This window comes from Gordonia aichiensis, assembly GCF_039946255.1.
Classification (GTDB): Bacteria; Actinomycetota; Actinomycetes; order Mycobacteriales; family Mycobacteriaceae; genus Gordonia; species Gordonia aichiensis_A.
This window is the reverse complement of the sequence record NZ_JBCDWL010000029.1, coordinates 1-21,951: the sequence shown is the minus strand read 5'-3', so window position 1 is coordinate 21,951 and position 21,951 is coordinate 1. Positions and strand designations below refer to the sequence as shown.

General features: G+C 64.3%; 13 protein-coding genes. 2 read left to right on the top strand and 11 right to left on the bottom strand.

The genetic code is table 11. From position 1 onward, the window contains the following. The 6 genes from pglX to AAFO60_RS20625 form a co-directional block, all read right to left on the bottom strand. Positions 1–1,585: BREX-1 system adenine-specific DNA-methyltransferase PglX (pglX, locus tag AAFO60_RS20650; RefSeq protein ID WP_347958126.1), on the bottom strand; the 1,585-nt coding region annotated here is incomplete at its 3' end. 56 nt (positions 1,586–1,641) lie between these two features. Next, positions 1,642–5,154, bottom strand: coding sequence for a BREX system P-loop protein BrxC (gene brxC, locus AAFO60_RS20645; protein WP_347958125.1), 3,513 nt, complete (start codon positions 5,152–5,154; stop codon positions 1,642–1,644). Next, entirely contained in the window at positions 5,151–5,774 is a 624-nt protein-coding gene (locus AAFO60_RS20640) for a DUF1788 domain-containing protein (RefSeq protein WP_347958124.1), read from the bottom strand. Before AAFO60_RS20640 ends, brxC begins: the two co-directional genes overlap by 4 nt. Further along, complete coding sequence (locus tag AAFO60_RS20635; protein ID WP_347958123.1) at positions 5,771–6,421, bottom strand: DUF1819 family protein; 651 nt, start codon at positions 6,419–6,421, stop codon at positions 5,771–5,773. The genes AAFO60_RS20640 and AAFO60_RS20635 overlap by 4 nt, the downstream gene beginning before the upstream one ends. 145 nt (positions 6,422–6,566) lie before the next feature. Further along, complete coding sequence (locus AAFO60_RS20630; RefSeq protein ID WP_347958122.1) at positions 6,567–7,568, bottom strand: hypothetical protein; 1,002 nt, start codon at positions 7,566–7,568, stop codon at positions 6,567–6,569. Beyond that, the gene (locus tag AAFO60_RS20625) at positions 7,565–9,256 is read right to left on the bottom strand and encodes a hypothetical protein (RefSeq protein WP_347958121.1); all 1,692 of its coding nucleotides are present in this window, start codon (positions 9,254–9,256) and stop codon (positions 7,565–7,567) included. The genes AAFO60_RS20630 and AAFO60_RS20625 overlap by 4 nt, the downstream gene beginning before the upstream one ends. 168 nt (positions 9,257–9,424) lie before the next feature. Here AAFO60_RS20625 and AAFO60_RS20620 point away from each other — a divergent pair, with 168 nt between their 5' ends. Next, positions 9,425–9,562 carry a hypothetical protein gene (locus tag AAFO60_RS20620; RefSeq protein ID WP_347958120.1) on the top strand — a complete coding sequence of 46 codons (138 nt, stop codon included), beginning with the start codon at positions 9,425–9,427 and terminating at the stop codon, positions 9,560–9,562. Between the two features lie 1,170 nt (positions 9,563–10,732). On the opposite strand, the gene AAFO60_RS20615 is transcribed toward AAFO60_RS20620, so the two are convergent. The 5 genes from AAFO60_RS20615 to AAFO60_RS20595 form a co-directional block, all read right to left on the bottom strand. Beyond that, complete coding sequence (locus AAFO60_RS20615) at positions 10,733–11,983, bottom strand: IS256 family transposase (protein ID WP_347958119.1); 1,251 nt, start codon at positions 11,981–11,983, stop codon at positions 10,733–10,735. A gap of 667 nt (positions 11,984–12,650) precedes the next feature. Continuing rightward, positions 12,651–12,902: a hypothetical protein gene (locus AAFO60_RS20610; protein ID WP_347958118.1), complete on the bottom strand. Its 252-nt coding sequence runs from the start codon at positions 12,900–12,902 to the stop codon at positions 12,651–12,653. Beyond that, positions 12,887–14,026 carry a hypothetical protein gene (locus AAFO60_RS20605; RefSeq protein WP_347958117.1) on the bottom strand — a complete coding sequence of 380 codons (1,140 nt, stop codon included), beginning with the start codon at positions 14,024–14,026 and terminating at the stop codon, positions 12,887–12,889. The genes AAFO60_RS20610 and AAFO60_RS20605 overlap by 16 nt, the downstream gene beginning before the upstream one ends. 304 nt (positions 14,027–14,330) lie before the next feature. Next, positions 14,331–20,423, bottom strand: a complete 6,093-nt coding sequence (locus AAFO60_RS20600) for a DUF4011 domain-containing protein (RefSeq protein ID WP_347958116.1) — start codon at positions 20,421–20,423, stop codon at positions 14,331–14,333. A gap of 444 nt (positions 20,424–20,867) precedes the next feature. Beyond that, entirely contained in the window at positions 20,868–21,359 is a 492-nt protein-coding gene (locus AAFO60_RS20595) for a hypothetical protein (protein ID WP_347958115.1), read from the bottom strand. 193 nt (positions 21,360–21,552) lie between these two features. Between AAFO60_RS20595 and AAFO60_RS20590 the strand changes: the two genes are divergently transcribed. Next, the gene (locus AAFO60_RS20590; protein ID WP_347958114.1) at positions 21,553–21,789 is read left to right on the top strand and encodes an amphi-Trp domain-containing protein; all 237 of its coding nucleotides are present in this window, start codon (positions 21,553–21,555) and stop codon (positions 21,787–21,789) included. Positions 21,790–21,951: the final 162 nt, after the last annotated feature.

The window sequence follows — 21,951 nt, the reverse complement described above, 5'->3', positions numbered from 1 at the left end:
GGAACATCCATGACTGCATGGTGATCATTGCTGCCGCTCCGTGCGGCCGCGCGAGGCTGGTGCAGCGTTCGATGAAAGCGGCGAAGAGGTCTGACTTGCTGTTTGGGTACTCGTCCTTCATGAACTGTGAAAGAAGAGCGTTCATCTGCTTCGATCCCATGTACGGCGGGTTCGCGATCGCAACCGCGTACCGACGGGCAAGATACTCAGCCTGCCCGAGGACCAGAGACGCGCGGTCAATCAAGGCGGTGGTGAACAGGTCATCGTGTTCAGCGAGCTCGGCGACTCGACTTGCGGCGAGCGCGGTCTGTGTCGCATCGGGGCGAATCAACGCTCCGAAGGTGTCTGCGTGCTCGAACTTCCGCCAGAATGCACGTTGTGCGTCCTGGTCGTCACCGGAGGCGACGAGCTGTTCGAGGTCGCTGACGTCGAGAATGACCGGCGTGATCACGCAGATGTTCGGTTTGACCCGCTTGTTGAAGAACGTGCGCTGCCGCGCCCGCGCCTTCATCGTGAGGGCGAAAGCAGCGAGAGCGCCGGCGCGAGGGTCGATCTCGGTGCCGTACAGATTGTGGGTGAGGATCAGGCCCGGGATGTCCGATGGCGCATAGCCCGCTTCCTCATAGATCGCATACAGCAGGTCGAAGGCGTAGGTGAGCATGTGACCCGAGCCGCAGGCTGGGTCGATGACGGTCAGTTCTTCCGGCCCGGAGATCTTCAAGAAGGTCTCGGCAGGCTCGGTCGGTTCGTCTTCGGTCGGCAGGGGAGCGATGTAGTAGTCCATCTGCTCTACCAGCCGGGAGTCCGGATGGTTGAGCATCCAGAGTCGGCCGACGGAGTTCTCGACGAGGTAGCGGACGATCCAATGCGGGGTGAACAACTGGGTGGCGGCGGGGATCTCGTCGGCGCCGGCCTTCTTGTTCTTCTTGAACCCGGCGAAGACCTCGTCTTTGCGTTCCGAGATGTAGAACTGGTAGAGCCAGCCGATGACCTCGACGTCGTCGCAGACGTCCTCGGTCAGCACATCGCGGGCCCGGGCCAGGATGGCGCCGTCGGCGAGCAGTCCGGCCGGGACGAGCAGTTCGGTGTAGGCGCCCTCGCCTTCGAACATGAACGGCATGGTCTTGTGCCAGTGACGGCAGTACTCGGTCAACAGCAGGGCGTAGGCTTCGCCCTCGGCGTCGGTGCTGCGGCGGGTGCCGTCGAGCAGACCGATGACCGCCTCCTGGATGCGGCTGCTGGTGACCACATCGGTGTCGAGGTCGCCGCGTTTGGCGTCGGCCAGGATCTCAGGCTGGCCATGCGTCTGACCCGACGCGGGGGAGACGATACCGACACCGGTATAGCCGCGCGCATCCATGTACCGCAGTGCGATCAACCGGTTGAACCAGGTGTAGGCGACCTGGTCGATCACATGCTCGCGACCGTGCTCCGCAATCTGGGACTCCAACTGGCCGATGGTCTGGGCGCGCTCGCTGCGCGCGACGGAACCTACGGCCAGAACCGTCGAGACCCGGGCCTCGACGGCGGCGATCAGTTCGCGGCGTGCGGCCTTCGCGAAGTTCTCGAGAGGCTTGGTGTCCATGAGGTGTCCTTCAACGTGCTGTCGCGGAGAGATGCGCGGAGTGGGCGAGACGGGTGTCAGAGCGTGATGCGTTTGTTGTCCCTGATCGCGTCGATCAGGGTGCGGCGTAGTGAATCGAGGTAGACGTCGACCTGGTCCTCGGTTTCGAGCACGCTGCCGGTTCCCGGCAGAGAGAGCTTCTTGATCGAGACCGACTGCTTGGTCGGCGCATGCGGCGGCTTCGGGCCGTCCTCGCCGCCGGACTTCGGTACTGGCCGTTTCGCGGCTTCGAGCTCGTCGAGGATCGCCGGGTAGACGGTGTCGGCGAACTGTGCAGCCTGGTGGCGGATGGCCGGGATCTGGGTCTGCGTCCTGATGCGTTCCCGCGCCTGCTCGGCGCGGCGGGCCACCGACTCGCGCGCCGCGTCGGTGGCGGCCTCATAGGAGGCACTGACCGGAACCTGCTTCCAGTAGTCGTCGATCTTGGCGGTGGCGGCCTCCCGCTCGTCGGCGATCACACCGTCGATCTGCTTCCGCAGCTCCGCCACCGCGGTGCCGAGCTGTGTGGTCTTGGTGCCACGGAAGATCTGCGGATCCTCCAGCGCGGTCTCAATGCCATCGGCCGCACCGGCAGGCAGATAGGCAATATTGGTGCCGTTGGCCTGCATGAATGAGTGCGCGTCGTCGTAGATGGTTCGCTGGTTGCCATTGAGGAACGCTTTGATCGGATCAATCGAGTTGTCCTTGGCGTCGAGGAGATCGTCGGCGCCGGCGAAATGCTCCACAAACCACGGTGCCGCATTGCTGCTCAGCTCGGCCAGCAGCTCGATCGGCTCGTCGAGTTGATCGATGAACGGGTAGGTGGCCGCCCCCGCACGCAGTGCCTTCAGCTCGGCGAGCTTGGCCTCCAAATGCTCCTTGCCGACCCGGCCGAGCTCGGCGGCGTCCTTGGTGACGGCGCCGTCGTCGGTGAAATCGATGACGAAGGTGCGGAACAGTTTCACGACCTTCTGGTCGTACACGCGCTGCGGCGCGACGATCAACTTCGGATATTGCTGAGTGTTGCGCAGCGCCCCGACGATCTCCGTGCGGGCCAGCGCCTTGCCGTCGAGGAAGATCTCGATCTGGCTCTGCCCGGCGAGGTAGGCCACCACAGCGGCGATGGACCACTGATCCCAACCATACGGCTTGCTGGTGTACCGCTCGATGAGGTTCTTCATCGTCACCATCTCGTGCCGCTTACCGCGCATCACCAGATGGGCCAGGACATCGTCGGCGGGCACATCGAGATGTCCACCGATTCCGGTGAGCGCATCGTCGACCGGATGTACCAGCCCGCCCAAGTCTTTCTCGCCGAAGATCTTGCCGCCGAGCATGCCCAGATTGGTGTAGGTGGCGGCGATGACCTTCCCGAAACCGTCGTTGACACGCATCTGCGGGTCGGTGGCGGTCACCTCGAGCACGCCGGCATTGTGGATCAGCGTCGAGGATCCCACTGCGGCCCGCAGCCGTTCGACGATCTCCTTCTCCCGCTCGGCGTTCTGGGTGCCCTTCTCACCCAGGATGCGGGTCTCGATCGCCGTGCGGCTCGACCCTTGTGCGCGTTTGACGTACTTCTCGGTCTTGAGCAGCAGACGCAGATCGGCCAGGACACGGTTGGCTTCGGTCGGCAGCACCACGCGGAGCTCGTCGAAGCCGGCGCTCTGCATCTTGACCTGCTCCAAGCTGAAATCAGTCTCTGGGCTGATGACATGCAACGCCAGCTCATACTGTCTGCCGTAGGAGACCGTGTCGAGCTTGTAGCCGAACGGAAAGTTCTGACCGTTCTTCCCGACCGCCTTGGTGGTCTTCACCACCGACTCGGCGAGCAGCCTGTTGAGCTTGGCGGCGACATCGGAGCCGTCGATGTCGACATCCTTGATCTCCTGCTCGATCTTCTGCTCCTCATTGGTCAGATAGTCGTACAGGTCGCCGTTGCGCTGGATATAGGTCTGCGCCTCCAACGTGTTCAGCGCCTCGACGACGTCCTTGCCGAGCCGGGTGAGATCGGTGCCGAAGCGGTCGTAGACCAGCACCGTGAGGTTGCGGGGCGTGGCCTTGAAGCTGTCGACGTACTTCACCAGGAACAGCGCTTTGAGCAGCAGCACCGCGAGCGGGCTGAGTTTGCCGCTGTCGCAGGCGTTCTCGGCGGACAGGATGGCCCGCTGGTTGGCCGACTTCAGCGATGCCCGGATGCCCTCGAACATCTGACCGAAGGAGGCGAGCGTGCCGAGCGGCTGATTTGCGAGCCCGGTGGCGACCTGCTGCACGACGCCGAGCATGGACCGCTCGCCCACCGAACTGTTGCGGCCCTCGAAGAGGTTGTGGTCGCTGATCGATTCGATCGCCGCCTGAAACAGCGGGAACTGGTAGCTGACGAACGGGTAGGTGCCGACGAAGTGCTCCTCGTCGCGGTAGTTCGGGTAATGGCGGCCTTCGACGAAATCGAACAAGGTCTTGAAGTTCGCGTGCTCGGCATCGTAGATGGCTGCGACCGCAGTGCCGGCGGTGTCGGTCTTGGCCAGCAGTCGTTTACGGATCACCTCCTCGACGTCCTGGCTAGTGAGCTTGAGACGATTGGCGAAACGCGCCTGAATCTTCGAGAAGTCGTTGGCCTGCGCCTTGGTGCGGTCGCCGCCGACCTTCTCCATGTCCTCCTGCGAGGTCACGAAGATCCATGCCCGGCCCTGGCATTTGGTGGCCAACGATTCGGCGATGGTCTGCAGGTTCAGCATGAGCTGGGTGTTGGTGCCGATGAACTGGCCGACCTCATCGACGAAGAAATTCAATCGATAGCCGGTGGGCTGGGCGTCGAGCCAGGCGGCCACCTCGTCGGCGAAATCCTCGATCGAGACCGCATAGGTGGCGCTGTACTGGCGGATGATGCCAGGGCTCTCGGTGCCGTTGACCTCGGCGAACGCCTTATCGATATTGCCGGCCTCCAACGCGGCCTGCTCGCGGCCCTGCGTCCACGCTATGCCCGCGATCTGCTCGAACGCCTGTTGGAAGGCGACATACTGGCCGCGGGAGTCGAGGTCGCGTTCGAAGCGGGCGATGTGTCCCTGGTTGCCGTAGTAGCCGCGGGACTCGTCGAAGATCTTCACGAACACCTTCAGTAGGGCGTCCTTCTGATCCTTTGCGATCAGCGTGGCCTTCTGATCGATGTTGAACAGCAGGCTCGTCGCCGGGATCCGCTCGGCCTTGTCCAGCGACCCGATAAGGAACTCGTTGCCGGTCACCTTCGCGCGGAACTGTGTGCAGACCTGGGCACGCGGATAGTCGTGACCGTCGATTTCGCCGAGCAGATGAGCCATCATCTTCAACAGGTGCGACTTGCCGGAGCCGAAGAAACCGGAGATCCACACGCCGTTGGCGTTGGTGTAGTTCGTGTACGCCTCAAGCACCTGCTCGACGCCCTTGGCGGCCTCGTTGGTGAGCACATACTCCTCGACCTCGGTCGCGAGCTGGGAGGTGTCGTCGGCCTTGATCACGCCTTCGATCGACCGGTCGATCGGTTTAGCGAAGATCTCCTCGATCGTGGTCATGCTCATGCCTCCTGCTCCAGGATGTCCTTGGCTCGGTAGTAGCTGTCGCTCGCGCTGAGGTTCAGGGCGCGGAGCTGATGTCCGGCGGATTGGGTGAACTCGTAAGTGCCCGGGAACCATGCCAGCAGCGGCCGGCCGGTCACCACGCTCTGCAAGTTCTCCAGCACCGTGTGGGTGCGGATGAACGGGAACACCTCGCCGATGCCGGTGAGGAAGACGACGGTGGTGTTCGGTTCGGTGGTTTGCTCAGCCTCCAGCAGCGTCCTGATCGCGGGCGCGAGATGATCGTGCGGATCGAGCATGCCCTGGAGCATCTCGCGGAACTCGCCCTTGTCCATCGTCGGCTCCGCGGCGAGCACCCGATCCCACACGCCGCGCTCGGTGAGAAGGTCGACGGCGAGATCGTAGAGGTCGACTCCGATCACGGTGATGCCGTCGTCGCTGCGCAGTTTGGTGGTGATGCGATCACGCATGGCGTCGACATCGATCGCCCAGGCCGGTGGATAGTGATAGATGAAGAAGGGAACTTCCTTCGACAGGCCCTCCATTTTCAAGAACCGGTCGCTGCGCAGCACTTCATAGACGTGCTTCTCGTCGTGGGTGCGGTTTCGCGGGGGTGTGCTCATCGCTGTACCTGATCTCGCTGTACCTGATCGCCAGAGGTGAAGGGGGTGGTGGTCGGAAAGAATCGGAGGTCGCTGGGCATGCGGCGATCCAGGAGGTCGACGACGCGCTCGGAGATCACCGCGGGGACGATGTCGCCGGCGGCGGTCCGCAGTCCGGCTTCGCAGAGCATGCGGAACAGATTCTGCCGAAGTTTGTGGCGCGTCGAGGCTGCCATGCCGTCGATCTCGGGATGCCACAGGCTCTTGCCGGCCAGGAATCGGTCGAAGTCGTCGTTCCCGACCGTCGGCGTCATCAGAAGAAACCGCTCCCGCAGCACTTCTTCGGCGAAGTCGCCGATCAACTCGTAGCGTCGGCAGGCGGCGGCCCACATCAGGTGATGCTGTTCGGTGGGGCTCGACTCGATGAGAACCTCGAGTTCGGTGTCGGAGAACGCTTGCAGGCGTTGGACGGTCTCGCGTACGAGCCGGATGTTGGCTGACGTCGTGGCGGACTGCAGGACGTTGTCGTCGACGGCGGTCCGGCGCGTCGCATCCCAGTCCTGCGCGGTCAGATGGATCGGAGTGAGCAGCACGGCTTCGCGGACGAGAAGACCACCGGTGGTGAAGGAGAGCGCATAACGCGACGTGGCACTGTCAGTCGACGCCACCCGGTCTCCTTTCACGAACTAGTAACAGCTACAGGGTAAGCGGTGGGTCGGAGACTCTCGGCGATCAGTGGTCCTGTGCGAGTCGTGGGAGCTGCGTCAGGGAAGCTACGTGCGATGCACTGCCTGGAGGTTCGGGCTTGCGGAATCAGCGCGCTACCATCACCCCGACCCCTGTCAACACATGGCAAGCAGCATCGAAGCGATCGGTCGGGATAGACCATGTGGTCTGGTCGGTCTGTGTGCCGCTGAGCAACAGTGTGCGGGCTTCGAACATGGGGAGTGGACGAACGAGTGACAGTTCGACGGTTCCGTTGCTGTCCTTGCGGCGTGCCCTCGTTCCGCGGTCCCGGAGGTGGTCGATTCCGAACTGGAGCCGTCGTGCGCTGTTGTAGTCGATGTACCGGAACGCGTGGAGCCGGCCGGAGCGGACCTCGCCGACCGCGTAACGGTCGGGGTAAGGGAACTGCGCGATCTGGAGGAGTGCGCGCCCGGACAGCGACGAATCCGTTCCATGCCAGCGCGCGCGGTCTCCTGCTTCTCGCGTTGATCGTTCGGGTCGATAGAACGTGAACTCGGCCTCGTCGAACACGTTCGCGGGAACGGGTTCGAGACCGTCTGAGCTCAGGGTCATCGCCGTCCACTCGGCCAGGGAACGGTGCGCGGTGCCGACCCAAACGTCTGGATCAACAATCGGTACGGTCGAAGGCGGCGAGTGAATGACTCGGTGCGAGTTCTGCAGGGCCACTCGTTTGCGAACTTGATGGGATAGGCCGCGAAGCGGGGTGCCCGATACGAAAAGATGGGTCGCCGAACCGACTTGGGGAATCGCGGTAGTATGCCCGCCAAGCCAGGTTCCGTCGAAGAGACGAGTGAGCTCGCCGGTCGATTCGAGCATGGTCAGGATTCGGTTCACGCGTGCTCGCAGCGGCGGCAGAGGTTCGCTGCACGCGGATACGAGCAACTCCATGGTGCGGTCGACCAGCAACTCCTCACTGACAGGAGTGCCGTCGAACGTCGACGCGAAGCACACGGCCCGGAGCAGCTCGGCGATGAGCGGGATCTGGCCGGTGCCTGCGGGGACGCACAGGTCAGCACACAGTTGGTCGCGAGCGGACTGATGGGCTGCCGGTTTGACGGTCACCTTCATGACAGGACTTGGATGATCCGATCGGCGCGGCGATTCAGTCGCGCTTGGAGGCCCTTGTCCTTCGGTGCCACCCATTTGATAAGCGATTCCACGGCGGATGCAAGTTCTTCACGGCTCAGTGCCGTGGCGAGGGACGGCAGCAGGATGCACTCCGCGATCGTGGTTCGAATGTGCGTGGTATCGCCCGCGAGTATCTCGGCGTTCGCCGCGAGGCTTCGTGCGTATGACTTGATGGCGTTGAGGATCGACGAGTCGACGTGCCACCAGGGATTCACCGTGGCCATGACGCTGCGAAGAACCTCGGTTGCGACCTCGTCAGCCTCCGGACTGCGCCCTACTCGGGGCGAGATCCAGGTTGGTGCGATATCGGCGATGTCGAAGATCGTCCAGTGCCGCACGTCGATGACGACGGCGCGGCCCCACAGATCAGGACCGACCGGTGCGGTGGTCGAGCCATTGATCGCGGTGGCCGCGAGCAGGAGATCAGGCGAGCGGGTAAAGGTATCTGTCTGAAATGCAGCACTTGCGGATTCGCCGAGTGTGATCGACTGGTCCATCCGCGTCAGCCAGGGCACGAGGTACGACTCGGTTGCTCCACGATTGAACCCTTCGAGCACCAGGAGCCCCGGTGTCTGCCGGCCGACCTCGTCGTTGGCGACCCGCAGGAGATCGCCGTGCGGCCGAGACAGTTGCCCGGTCTCTGCGCGAACTCCGAGCAGGTCGACGGGGTGAAGGAAGTCGTGCGCGACCGGGAGAAAGGCGATTCTGTCGGCGACGACGACTCGTGCGTACGTGGCCAATGCCAGTTGAGCGTCGGCGCCGATCACAATCGGCAGCAGGCCGGCGCAGTGGGCGGCGTGAATTCGGGTGAGTGTCTCCGCGACGATGGGGTCGTTCCCTGCGACCTTGTTTAATGTCTGAGCACTGACGGTCTTGCATTCTCGGGATGGTGTGGTGAAGACCGGGGTCGTTCGACGTATCGTCGATGGCGACGGTACGTGATGTTGCGGGGTCAGTGCCCGGGCAATGACGTTCTCGGCGAGCAGGCTGGAGGCGTTCTCGGACAGCTCGGCAAGGCGTTGACGGACGATGTCCTCAGTCTGCTCGAGCTCGGATCTGAGTACTGCAGATTCGGCCTGAAGTGCACCGTGCTCCGCACGGGCCGCCTCGAGCTCGGCCTGGGCTTCGGCATTCTGTTGCGTCCACTCCGCCTGGGCCTGTTGGGTGGCTGCTGTCGTGGCTTCGGTCTCGATGCGTAGCACCTCCTCAGCGACTGAGGGCAGCTTCGTGACCACGTCGGAGATCTCCCGTGCTTGGACGTGGCCCTTGTCCCAAGTCTTCAGGATCTCCTGTGCCCGGACCAACCGATGTGCCTTTGTCGCATCGAAAGCCCCGCGACTGACGGTCTCCACTGCTTCATTGACCGCCTTCCGAGTGCTGATCTCCTGCGGCACGGAGGCACCCGTGTGCCTGAGAGCCCCGGCAACGTCGGTCAGCGCGGATCTGAGAACATCCACATCACTTCGGCAGTCGATACGAAAACTGACAAGATCTCGACGCAGCGGAATCGACCATTGGCCAGGCGCGCCCAGATCGACGATAGATGGCGCACCGTGTGATGCCTCGACGCGATCCAGTCCTTGATTGAGATCGAGTTCGAATCCCCTGGTGGTGTGGCTGCCTTTCACCGGTCCGAGGGTGAGGCCGTCCGAGAAGGAGAAGTAGGCCTCCGCGGCGTTGTCGGGAAGCCTGATGCTGAGCGGCTGGGAGTGCCAGATGCGGAAGAGCTCACCGTAGGTGGAATCCCCATACGCGACGACCGGATGGGCGTCGAGCTGTTGATCGACGATCCATTCATGTTGTCCGACCCGCGTGCGATGCGGAACGCGACGATCGCGCCCTTCTCGACGTCGTGGGGCGGTTGGTGCCAGAACACGGTGCCGTCCGGATGGAACTTCTCGGCGACCGCCTCAGTCCAGGCGTTGTCGTCGTGAACGAAAAGTGGTGTCACCCAGGCGCTCCCAGGGACAGTAGCGCCGACTCTGCCGAGAACGGGGCTCTGCGGATTGACCATTACTTGTTCCTTCTGCGGGGGCCGGGCCGATGGAGTCCGTCGACCTGCCAGTGACGTGCGGTGTGTTCGGTCGCGCGAGTCGATGCCGAACTCGAGAGGGGTAGATCCAACTTTGACTCGCATCGCCCTGTCGGCAGTCACTGACTGAATACGATCGGGCATAAGCGTCGGGCCCGATGCGCGAGGCTGGGACGGGCCGCTCATCGATAGTCGCGCCGACTTGTTTCCGGCAGCCATGCTGATCGCGGTCTTCGCGGGATACGTCGGTACGTCCGTGTAGCGGTGGGGTGGAGTCACGAGCCGTGGCCGAACGCTCCGAGTCTCCGCCGTGATACCGACGTGCGCGAGCCAGCTGCTGAGATTGTGCGTCGGTGTTGGCGGCAATTCGACGTGCCATGCCAACCATTGCCGCCCTTGCAGCCGGACCTTAGGGAGATTCTTGCCCCCGGCCTTCGGGGCTACCGTCGCATGCTCGGCCAAGACGATCAGGTCGTCGCCCCAGGTGACGGGTTGAGTGCGATGGTCGTGGCCGCGAAATGTGCCGCCGAGATGGCGTACGAAGACGATGCTGCCAAGCAGGCTGGGGAGCGTTGAGTCGTTCGGGTCGCGGCGCCCCAAAGGTGTTCGCGTCGGAACTCGTGTCGGGGGCGGGCTGGAGTATCGACGGGGGAGTGGGAGTGGTTGCGGTGGCTCCTCGAGGACGATCAGTTCGGGTGCCCCGTTGACGAGAACGATGCGCATATGGAGGACAGCGCGCGTCATTGCCTCGACGAACTTCTGGGGAGGCTGGTTGGCCCGGAGCGGACAGTTCTGAGGGGCGTTCTTCTTGTGTGCGAAGTGGTCGACCCGGATCGTTCCGGAACGAGGTGTGACGTCGCCATTGCACAGCGGACACCTGTATGCGCGTGTCCGATAGGACTTGTCCGCAGGCACGGTTCTGCCCGAGAGCAGCTCGACTGCTGTGTCCATTCGTCGTCAGACCACCTGTGTCGGCGACACGGCGCTCAGGGCGGAGTGCACGCTGAATGGTGCGAGAGGGACGGTCAAGTCCCGGGTAGTGGTGTAACTGGTTGTGGTCCTTCGTAGGTGGTCAGGCGGGTAGTTGGATCAGTGGGTCGGTGTTCACCTCCGGCGTGTGGTCGGTGTCGGTGACGGTCAGTCGGCAACGGCTGAGTAGTTCGAGGCCGAGGTAGCGGCGGCCTTCTGCCCATTCATCTGTCTGCTCGGCGAGCACTGCGCCGATGAGACGGACGATGGCGTCGCGGTTGGGGAAGATGCCGACGACGTCGGTGCGACGCCGGATCTCACGATTGAGTCGTTCGGTGGGGTTGTTGGACCAGACCTGTCGCCACACATCGTCAGGAAACGCGGTGAACGCCAGCAGGTCTTCACGGGCGTCACCGAGGTGTTCGGCGACTTCGGGTAGCCGGTCTTCGGTGTACTCGATGAGCCGGTCGAACTGGGCATTGACCGCACTTGCGGTGGGTTGGTCGTAGACGCTGTGCAGCATCGCTTTCACGGCCGGCCACATCGATTTCGGGCACACCGTCATCAGATTCGCGGCGTAGTGGGTGCGGCAGCGCTGCCACGCCGCTCCCGGCAGGTTCGCTGCGATCGCCTCGACCAGCCCGGCATGGGCGTCGGAAGTCACCAGGCGGACTCCGCCGAGGCCGCGGGCGACCAGGTCGGCGAAGAAGGTGTTCCACGAGGCCTTGGTTTCGCTGGTGGCGACCTGCATACCGAGGACTTCGCGGTGCCCGTCGCCGTTGACGCCGGTGGCCAGCAGCACGACGGCTTTGACGACCTGCTTGTTCTCGCGGACCTTGATCGTGAGCGCATCGGCGGTGACGAACGTGAACGGCCCGGCCTCATCGAGGCGGCGATGCCGGAACGCCGCGACCTGCTCGTCGAGGTCTTCGGCCATGCGGGAGACCTGCGACTTCGACAACGAATCGATACCAAGGGTCTTGACCAGTTTGTCCATCCGGCGGGTCGAGACCCCGGCCAGATAGCAGTCCGCCACCACGGTGATCAGCGCGGACTCGGCGCGTTTGCGCCGTTCGAGAAGCCACTCGGGAAAATAGGTGCTCGAGCGCAGCTTGGGCACGGCGACGTCGATCGTGCCCACCCGGGTATCCAGGGGCCGATGCCGGTAGCCGTTGCGGTGATTGGTGCGCTGGTCTGAGCGTCGGCCCCATTCGGCGCCGCACACGGCGTCAGCATCGGCGGACAGCAGGGCATTGATCATCGTTTGCAGCAGCTCACGCATCAGATCCGGTGATGCGTCGGCGAGGGCTTGGCTCAGCAGGCCGGCAGGGTCGACAATATGGGGTGCGGTCATCGTGATGACTCCATTCGAGAGTGCTGTGAGAGGTTCACTCGAAGGATCACACGGTGACCGCTTCCATGCCGACAGCCACACGCTGCCGGTCACGGTCCTGGTCACCGAGTTACACCACTCTATGAGGCACTACTAGAGGGACCCGTTGCGGCACAACGTAGTCGACAACTCTCCGGTGGATTCTCAATGTCGCTGTCATCCCTTTCCTCGTCGCCAGTCCACACTAAGTGACTGCGGTGATTCAACCTGGCAATGGCCCGAAATCGGCCACACGTTGCGCGGGGGTTTCGACTGCTCTAGTTCGCCGGGCTCGGACCCGTCTCTTGTTGAGGTCGACAATCGACGTAGGGCATGCCGTCGTTCCTGCAGCGGCTGGGCCGCACCGGACGGCGACCCGGCACCACCTGGAACTGTCAGCTCCTCACGTTCAGTGAGCCGTTCTGGCGCAGACGCTCGGCATGCTGCGACGCGCAACGAGCAATTGATCGGCGAGTGTTGTCTCGGGCAATGTATGCGTTTCGTTGTTGGCACCGCTCCTGAACACGCGCTCGTCGCGTCATAACGGACAGGGTTACCGCGGCGACGCTCGTCAGACGGACGGCAGCGCCGGAGTCACCGGAGTTCGTCGGAGCTACAGAGGGACGCTCGCGGTGCCTCGGTTGTATCCCTATAGATCGCCGAATCGATCCCGCCAGAAGTAGGCGTTCCGCCAGTAGTCGAGGTCTTGGTCGGAATGGTTGACTGCAAAGTCGATGAGCGCATCTCCCCAGGAGGTGCGGCCAAGTGGGATCGCCCAGACTGGGTCCTGGTTGGTGTAGAGGTACCAGGTGTGAGGAGGGGCCACGGAATCCCAGGCCACCTGAACAGAGCAGCCGTCGCCGTTGTTCTGGGTGATGGTGCCGACTAGCAAGATGTCCATGGCGGACACGAGATTGTTCCGGGCATCGAACGGTGCAAACTTGGGTTGTAGCGCTTCCGGACGATGATGCGTTCGCCAGAGATCATGTCCTGCACATACGACTCGTAGCGTTCCCTCGGGTCCATGCGCCACTCGCCGCGGTCGAGAAATTCTGCAGTTGTGTTTCGTTTCGTGGACGCCGGTCCGGCGTTGACGAACCAGTAGATCTCGACATCGTCCGTCATATCTTCGATTGGCGTACTCAAGCCTTCCGGTGCCTGTGGCTCCGTCAGCGGCAGAGGCTTCGGCGGAGTCGGCGCAGCGTCGGCATCGTCGAACTCGACGACCGTCGTTGGAACGTCGGCGTCGGCTCGTTGCATCGAGCCGTACACGAGCCCCACCAACTGAGGGCAGTGATAGCGCGTGTAGACGCACGCATGCTTGCGCATCACGTCGAGAGTCAGCCGACCGGCAGCGCGCAGGACATCGGAATCTGAGAGAAGCCGCCGGAGTTCGGCGAGACCTCCGGCGTACAGCGAGATCTGGTCGTGACCCGCGTCCGCATACTCTTCTTGCTTGGCGACCACCACTGGATGCCGCTTCATGATCTTTCGGAGCGAATACTTCTCGGTGAGGGAAGACTGACGCACGACGATGAACCCGCTGCCGTCCGGACCGGCGACGAACGTCTGCATTTTGCCGACGGAGACACAGAATGCGCGACGACCGCCGTACGTGCCGCTGCTGACGCTCCAGCTCTGGAACTCGGTTCGGCGCGGCGCTGGGACGCAGTTCTCGAGGTACGTGCGAAGTGATTCGACGAGCTCGGTGGAGTCTGGCAGTTCAGCGAACCGTCGGGCTGCTGTCGAATACTTCGTAGCCTGTGCCGGCGACATCGGTTTCAACGCGGAGTCGTCGGCGTGGTTGAACCCGGCCGGGTTCGCGAGCCACGCCCGCTGTTCGGCCTCGTCGACGAACTCTGACAGTTCGTTGACGCCAGCCGTGACCGACGCGTGGGTGATGTTTCGGCACTTGTCAGGGATCCGGCGATTCATCTCACGGATCAGCATCTTCTCGCGAGCGCGCAGTTGTGGCTTGGAGAGGTTCTCGAGGATGAGCTGGACACCCTCGATCTCGTCACCCACTTGGCTTCGTGGCCGCCCATCCGGCCTCGGACATTGACGGACTCCCCGAGGTAGTGGTCGCCGTTCGTGAAGGACAGGAGATAGAAGCCGGAGTAGCGGACTTGCGGGTTTTTGCCGACTCGGGTCGAGGTGCCGTTGAACGGCACCACGGGCCCGAAACCGACTTGCTTTGCCCACTTCTCGAGCGTGTTCTTCTCACTCACGTGCCGACACTATCGGTCATAGGGGGAGATGGACGGACCGATCGCTGTCGTCCGTTCAATCGATTTCTCCCGGTGGCAAACGATGACCGCAGCGTCCGTGCTCAGTCGGCCGCGTGGAACGCACCTCCAGAGAACACGATTCGTCCACGATCGACCGCGAGGCTCAAGATCTTTGATCCGTGCTCCAGTGCGGCGGTCGGCACACGAGTTTGGCCGAGTTCTCCGAGTGCGGCGCGGACCACCCGGTCTGCGTTACCCGGGGACCGCTCGGCGACGTAGACGAGAGCGTTGATCACTTCCTCCGGCGCGATCTCCTGCAAGCGTCGCTTCTTGTCGTCTCCATCGGGAACACGGAATATCGTCCAATCCGACGGGTTGAGCGATTCGGGCCAGACAAAGGCTCCAAACTCATCTTCCCGCACGAGGTTCGCAGGCAGGACCGCCTCGACGATCTGGCGGCGTTTGCTGTGCGCCTTCTCGAATCCGAACCGCCGCACGATGCTTCCGCACAGCGACCCCAACTCGATCGGGCCGCAGCGGTCGACGGTCTCCAGCAGCGCAGCGAGGATCGTCTCGCGGAGAGCAGCGTCGGGAGTGCCGTCGAGCTGATCGCGCGTGCCGAGCGGCGTCGTGGGCGCGGTGCGGTACTTCTCCTTGACCGGCGGACCCATCGGTGCGGGCGCTTCCGTGGTAGCGGAGGTCGAAGCCGGTGTGATGACTATCGGCGGGACATCGGCCGACGCAGGTGTCACGATCATGGCGTCGGGGCCCGCGTGCGGCGCAGGAGGCTCTGCGACTCGGGCGATGAGGTGGTGCTCCGGAGCGGGTGTGCCCGGCGCCGCTTGCGAAGGCAGCGGCGAGATGTCGGATGACGCACTGAACTCCGGCGGCACGGGGGTCGGCTCCGAGGACGGTGTCGCCGGCGTCGTCGTGGCCTGAGATTTCTCGACGGCAGGTGACACAGGCAGCTCCGGCCCGACGGCCTCGATGCCAGCGTCGGCCGACTGCGCTTCGAGCCGTTCCTCCTCGGCGGTCTCGATCGCGGCCCGCACCTGTTCGACCGCCGCGTCGCGGTCGCTGAGCCACCCGGGGAGCCAGATCCGCAGGACGCTGCTCCAACCCATGCGGTCGCGCAGCAGATCGGGCATCACGTCGCGGTCGGTGACGGTCTCGCGACGATTCCAGTTGGGGCCGTCGAGCATCACCGCCACCTGCCAGCGCGCGGAGGCGGGAGAACGCACGGCGATGTCGACGACGAAGTCTGACATCCCGTAGTTTTGCTGGACCTCGAACCCGCTGTCGCGCAACACGTCCGCGATCTGTGTCTGCAGGGAATCGGCCGTCCGGGGATCGAAGGAATCGGTGCCATTGGTGCGTGCGGCGGCTGCTTCGAGGTAACCGCGCAGGTGCGCCATGCCGACCGAGCGGGTGCGGGTGAGGTCGATATCGGTGGGGTCGAACGAGCTGAAGACGACGACCTTCCGCTTGGCTCGGGTCACAGCGACGTTGAGGCGCTTCTCGCCGCCGGTCCGGGTCAAGGGACCGAAGTTCAGCGGCATCTGCTTCTCGCCCGGCCTCTTGGAGAACGCGGTGGAGAACAGGATCACGTCACGCTCGTCGCCCTGCACGTTCTCAAGGTTCTTCACGAACAGGCCGTCGACGACGTCGTCGCCGAGGAGTTCGAGGATCGTCTCGTCGCCGGTCTCCTCCAGCAGGTTGAGGATCAGGTCTTGCTGCTGCCGGTTGAAGGTGACGATGCCGATACTGCGCTCGGGCGGCGTCGCGTGCAACAGGCGGGTGACCTCGTGAACGATGGCGTCGGCCTCCACTCGGTTGGTGCGGTAGTCGTTCTTCTTGTCCTCCCGGTTGAAGTGACCATCGACGCGTCGCCACTGGATGCCGGCGTCGTCGCTGCGTCCGGGACTCGGCAGACTCGCGAGCTTGGACTCGTAGTACATCTCGTTGGAGAACGCGATCAGCGACTCGTCCTGGCTCCGGTAGTGCCAGGTGAGCGGAAGTCTCGGAACACCGGACTCGACGCACTCGGTGAGGATGCTCTCCAGATCCTCGGGGACGGTCTCCTCCTCGTCCTCCTCCTCGGCATCCCCACCGGAGGTGACGCCGATCATGGTGGGCGGCATCTGCTTCGAGTCGCCGACGATGACCGCGGACTTGGCGCGGCCGAGCGCGCCGATCGACTGTGCGACGGTCACCTGCGACGCCTCGTCGAACACGACGACGTCGAACATGATCGAGCCCGGCGGCACGTACTGCGCGAGAGAGGTGGGGCTGACCAGGAAACACGGGGTGGCCGCTTGGATCTCGGGTCCGTACTTGCGGACCAGCGACCGGACCGACGCCGCATTGCGCTTCCCGGCGAGCGCCCGCTGCAGCTCGCCGTAGTTGTCTTTGAGTCGGTCCGGGTCGAACGGGCGTTGGGCGGCGAGCTGCGCGGGCAGAGCGTCCTGCTGGAGTTCGCGGATCCGGTCCGACAAGGCGGCGAAGTCGGTGACCTTTCCGTCCTGCTGCGTGTGCAAGAACTGGGTCAGACCGCCGTGCTGAGTGCGCTCGGCGAGGGAGGTGTGTGCCAGACCTGCAAGGAATCGGGTTTCGCCCTCGGCAGACGGGATCCGCCCGGCGAGCAGATCGTCGGCGATGGCGTCGAGCCCTGCCTGCCGGAGCGGTTCGAGCAGATTCTGCAGCGCGATGTAACGGCGGACGACGTCAATGCCGCGGCCGCCGATGTCCGACGACCAGACCGGCTGGGTCTGTTCCCACGCATCGATCCATGGGCGGCCGAGCTGCCAGCGCCGCAGGGTTGCGGTAGTGGCGCCGAGTGCGCCCGTCCACTGGCTCCATGCGGCGGTGGCCTCGGTGAGTGCGTCGAGTGCGGACGGGGCGATCGACTGTTCGGCGCGCAGACCTTGCCACTCGCGCGGATGCTGTTCGGCGAACTGGAACACCGCGCGGAGCCGTTCCACGGTGGCGTTGAGCGAGCGCTGGGCATCGGGTGAGAGCGGGTCCCACCGATGCGGGAGGTGCGGACCGAAGACCTCGGCGATGCTCTGGCGGAGGCTCTCGTGTTCGGCGCGCAGGCCGGGCACGGAGTCGAGGAGCGGGAGGGCGTCGTCGAGCGCCATGTCGACGCCGGGATGCAGGACACCGCGGAGAGCGACGGTCGCCTCCTCGATCCTCTTGCGCTTGAAGAGCCCGTGTTGGGATTCGCGGATCAGGGCGGCGATGCCTGCCGCGTCGCCTGAGCTGAGGAAGGTCGGGATGAACCGCTGCGTGTACTGGCGGGTCCGGTCGACGAAGGTCGCGAACTGCTGACTGGCGTGCCGGTACTGGGCCTGCCACTCGGGACTGTTGAAGCGGGCGAGCTCGGCGACGGTCACGATCGGCGCACCGAACTCGGTGCGGGCCTGCGCGACGGCGACGTCGATCGCTGCCGGGTCCCCGAGCGTGCGGGCGATGCGGTCGGCTGCCGTATCGGCGGTGAGGCGGGCGAGGGCGTCGGCCGCGCGGGTGGCTGCGGTGCCGAGAGCGGCGTCGTCGGCTACCTCGGCACCGATGACCCACGGGCTGTCGGGGACGGTGTCCGATGGGTGGGCGGTGCGCCCGAAGGCGCGGAGGGCGTCGCGGATGCGTTGGAGCTGTATGTCGGTGACGGTCGCGACGAAGGCGGTCGGCAGCTCGAAGTACGGGGTGTTGACGCTGTCGGCGACCGATTGTGCTGCGCTCCACAGGGAGTCGCCGGCGGCGTTGCGGTCGTGGACCAGCGACGGGTAGCTGTCGAGCCTCTGGTGGTAGGTCCGCCAGGTGGCGACCTCGGTGTCCCAGGTGCGTTCGTTGTAGTTGTGCTTGAACTCGAGCGCGTCCTTCAACTGCTTCCGGATGTTGTCGCTCTTCTGCGCCGCACCATGCAGATCCAAAGTGAACGGTGCCAAACCGACCGCTTCCAGGCGCCGCTTCACCACCTGCAGGGCGGCCTGCTTCTCGGCGACGAACAAGACGGTCCGTCCGGCGGCGAGGTTGCGGGCGATGAGGTTGGTGATGGTCTGCGATTTGCCGGTTCCAGGCGGACCCTCCAGGACGAAGGTGCGGCCCATCGCTGACAGTTCGACGGCCTTGAGCTGCGAGGCGTCGTAGTGGACGGGCAGCGGATGGGTGGTCTCGTGGACGGGGATCACCGTGAGCGGCTCGTCGGAAGTGGCCTCAGGGTCGACGAACCCATCGCCCGCGGTGTGCGTCAGGTGATGGACCAGCGGGCTCTCCTCGAGGACGTCCCACGAGTGCTGAAGGTCCTGCCATAGGCCGAGGGTGCCGAACTTGAAGATCGCGACGGCGGAAGTCTCGTCGATCCGGAAGTCGAGTCGGTTCTTCAGCAGAGCGGCACGGACGGCTTTGAGCGCGGCGGGGATATCGATGCCCGAGTCGTCGGTCGGCGGCGTGTTGAGCGCGTCGATGACGACGTTGTGCTTCACCCGCAACCACTCGATGAGGCAGTGGTTGGGGAGGGCGATCCCGGTGGTGTCGACGATGATCTCGTACCGGCTCTTCCCGGTGCCGCCGACTACCTTCACCGGCAGCAGGAACAGCGGCGCATGGGCCTCCTTGCCGGTCGTGGTGGTGTGAACGAGTGAACCGAACGCCATGTAGAGGTTGGTGCTGCCGGTCTCCTCGAGCAGGGTGCGCGCGGTGCGCTGCAGGTGCTTCATGGTGGACAGGTACTTGGCCTCGGTTACCATCGCGAACACCTCGCGGCGGTCGGTCAGGATGTCGACCAAGCCCTGTTCGCCGAGCTCGAACGGGGAGCGGATGCCGCTGAGGACCTGGACGCCGCTGAAGTCGTCGCTCGGCCGGATCGTGATCTTCTTGCCGGCGTGCGCCAGGTCATCGGCCAGGGCGAGCGATTGCCCGGGCAGAGCGAGCGGAATCACCTCGCGTGACGGCCGCATATTCAGCAGTCGGTTGCGGGTGCTCAGGTCCAGGAGCGCGCGTTTCCACTTCTTGACGCGCACGGGAGCGGTGTCGGCGAGGTCGAGGACCTGATCGTCGTCCCGTTCGACGACCAGCGCGTCGGGGAGGGACAGATCGCGGGTGGCGGCGGCCCTGGAGGCTTCGGCGGCCGCGATCTGTTGATGAGTCTGCACGCCGGCAATGAACGGGGTGACGCCGGCGTTGCCCGCGGCGCGGACGTCGACGATGAACATCAGCTTCAGCGGCTGTTGCAGGTGGGTTCGCGCGGCGTCGACTGCCTCACGGAAAGTGGGTGCGTTCTCGCCGCCGTAGAACGATGCTTCGAGGATCACCGCGCGTTCGGACTCGGCGAGGTTCAGCATGCTGTTGCGTTCGTCGAGGACCGGGCGAGGAAGCGACGAATCCTCGCGCATGAACCCGACGAAGGCATGGCCGTCGACGATCCAGATCAACGGATTCAGGCCGGCCTGTTCCAGGCACGCGGCATAGAGGATGGTGAGGTCGATGCACGTGCCGAACCGTTGATCGAGGACGTCCTGCGGGCTGCGGATCTTCTGACCGGTGTTCTCGAACGACGCCGGCGGGTTGATGTAGCGAATGTTCCGCACACACAGGGCGGCGTAGATGGCTGCGGCGATGGTGCCGGCGCGCTGCGGCCCGGACTGGTAGCCCTGCAGCGAGCTGTCGCCGGTAGCGGTGCTCAGAATGTTGGACGCCTCGTCGAGGACGGTGTGCACCCCGGCGGTGTTGGGTTGGACGAACGAGGCGAGTGACTCGTAGCAGAAGGCCGCACCGAACCACTCGTTCCGCGCGAGGAGTCGGACCGGGACGGTGAGTGGGAGATTCTCGGAGTGGCTCTCGGCGTCGGCGTCGACCGTGAATACGATCCGTGCGTCGTAGGCCTCGTTCAGGCTCTCGAGGTGCCTGCGCGACGGAGCGAGGTCGTGGAGGAACTCCCACGAGTGCGATGTTCCCGCCGCCAGTCGGGGCAGGGTCGCCGACCACTCGGGAGCGGATCCGTCGGCCTGACCGGCGAGGTGTGCGCCGACCCGGACATCGGTGAGGCCGACATCGGAGACGTTGGAGATCTGGATCCGCTGGACGATCGGCACGTGATTGTGCAGCAGCGCAAGGTTCGCTACCGGATTTGCGATGACCTCGAGCCGGAGGGAATCGGTGGACGCTTCGTGTCCGAGAACGGGCTCAGCAACCACGGCGGAACTCCTCGGTAGACGGGGCTGACAGGTGATGGCCTCGACCGGAGTGCCCGCGGCGGGATGACCCCGTGGCGGTGAACCGCGCGATCGAGTCCTCGGTGATGTCCACCTGTGCATCCAAGTGGGACGGATCACTGATGAATAGGAACGATACGCGCGGAACCGACGTTCAACTGATCGGGGGACGGAGGCGTCAGAGCCTCGGTGCGTACATATCGGCGCCGAGGCTCGCCGTGACGATCACGGCCACTGGCGCTTGTGGACCGCGGTAGGTGCCGGCGATTCGCAATGCAGTACTCATACGTGCTTCCTCGCGAATAACAGGCGAGGCGTTGAGTTGACGCGCAGGTTTCCCAGGAAGGCGATCGGATCAGGCGGACGCTGACATGCTCACCCACGACCACCGACCTGGCGCGGAAGGCGGTCAATCGTCGGCAACCATCACTTGATCGCGATGTCGCCCTTGAACGCGAACGGAGTCGCCGCCGGTGCACAACCGTGGAACGACGACGTCGGGGCCGGGCCCATGACGCCGACGTGGTCAGTGGCACCCTTGCGGACTGAGATCTGGACGGCGAGAACGTCCTTCAATGGCGCCGGAACGAGGTTGGGGTCGGTCGCCGAGATCGGGTAGACGAGGGCTGCGGAGTCGCCGCGGGTGTCGATGCAGGTTACGGGCCCCTTTATCTGAAACGGGACCTTCGACATGCCGTTCATCAGGGTGGCGGTGTAGTCGCCGGTGGTCTTGCCGGCGTCGTCGCGGGTGCCGGTGGCGTCGATGTTGAGAAGGTGGACGCCGGGCAGGATCTCGAGGTCGCCCTTGATCGATAGCGATGCGGGTTCGGCGGCGTGAGCTGGCACGGCGGTCGCACCGAGTACAGCCGCGGCCGCAACACCTGCGGCGGGAAGGAGACGGAGTGTGCGGGTATTCATGAATGAATTCCTCCAAGACGCGGACCGGAGACGTCCTCATCTGTCGACGCTACGCCCTCCCGTCGCGTTGTTGGCCGAGTTCGATGTCTCGATCTCGGGCGATTTCGGCCGCTGAACCTCGGGCCCGGAACCATGGTTCAATCGGCGGGAGGTCCGAAATCTCGGAGTTCAGACGATCTGGGAGGAAACGCCGATGAGCGATGAGTTGTTCGAATATGAGACCAAGGAAGAGCTCACCCGGGAGGAGGCGGCGGCGAAGTTGCGGGCGCTGGCCGACACGATCGCTCGCCACAATGAGGTCTCGTTCGTGGAGAACAACAAGGTGGTCCGGATCGACGTCGTCGACCGTGTGCGTCTGAAAGTCGAGATGGAGCGCGGCGGGGCGGGGGAGAAGTCCGAGCTGGAGGTCAAGCTCTCCTGGAGGGAGTGATGGGCGGCTCGTAAACGAATCCCCGATTCGATCAGAAACGCTGGGTGTCAAGCTGTTTTGAGTCGGTCTGTCGACTTTCTTATGCTGTTTTCTGAAGCGCCGGTCGGCTGGGTCTGTGATGCAGGTTGATGCCTACTTCAGCAGCCGGCGTGGGCAGTTTCG

Bases quoted from the DNA above. Each gene is read 5' to 3' on its own strand.
- brxC (WP_347958125.1), bottom strand. From the start codon at position 5,154: ATGAGCATGACCACGATCGAGGAGATCTTCGCTAAACCGATCGACCGG.
- AAFO60_RS20640 (WP_347958124.1), bottom strand. From the start codon at position 5,774: ATGAGCACACCCCCGCGAAACCGCACCCACGACGAGAAGCACGTCTAT.
- AAFO60_RS20630 (WP_347958122.1), bottom strand. From the start codon at position 7,568: ATGAAGGTGACCGTCAAACCGGCAGCCCATCAGTCCGCTCGCGACCAA.
- AAFO60_RS20620 (WP_347958120.1), top strand. From the start codon at position 9,425: ATGTTGTCCGACCCGCGTGCGATGCGGAACGCGACGATCGCGCCCTTC.
- AAFO60_RS20615 (WP_347958119.1), bottom strand. From the start codon at position 11,983: ATGACCGCACCCCATATTGTCGACCCTGCCGGCCTGCTGAGCCAAGCC.
- AAFO60_RS20610 (WP_347958118.1), bottom strand. From the start codon at position 12,902: ATGGACATCTTGCTAGTCGGCACCATCACCCAGAACAACGGCGACGGC.
- AAFO60_RS20595 (WP_347958115.1), bottom strand. From the start codon at position 21,359: ATGAATACCCGCACACTCCGTCTCCTTCCCGCCGCAGGTGTTGCGGCC.
- AAFO60_RS20590 (WP_347958114.1), top strand. From the start codon at position 21,553: ATGAGCGATGAGTTGTTCGAATATGAGACCAAGGAAGAGCTCACCCGG.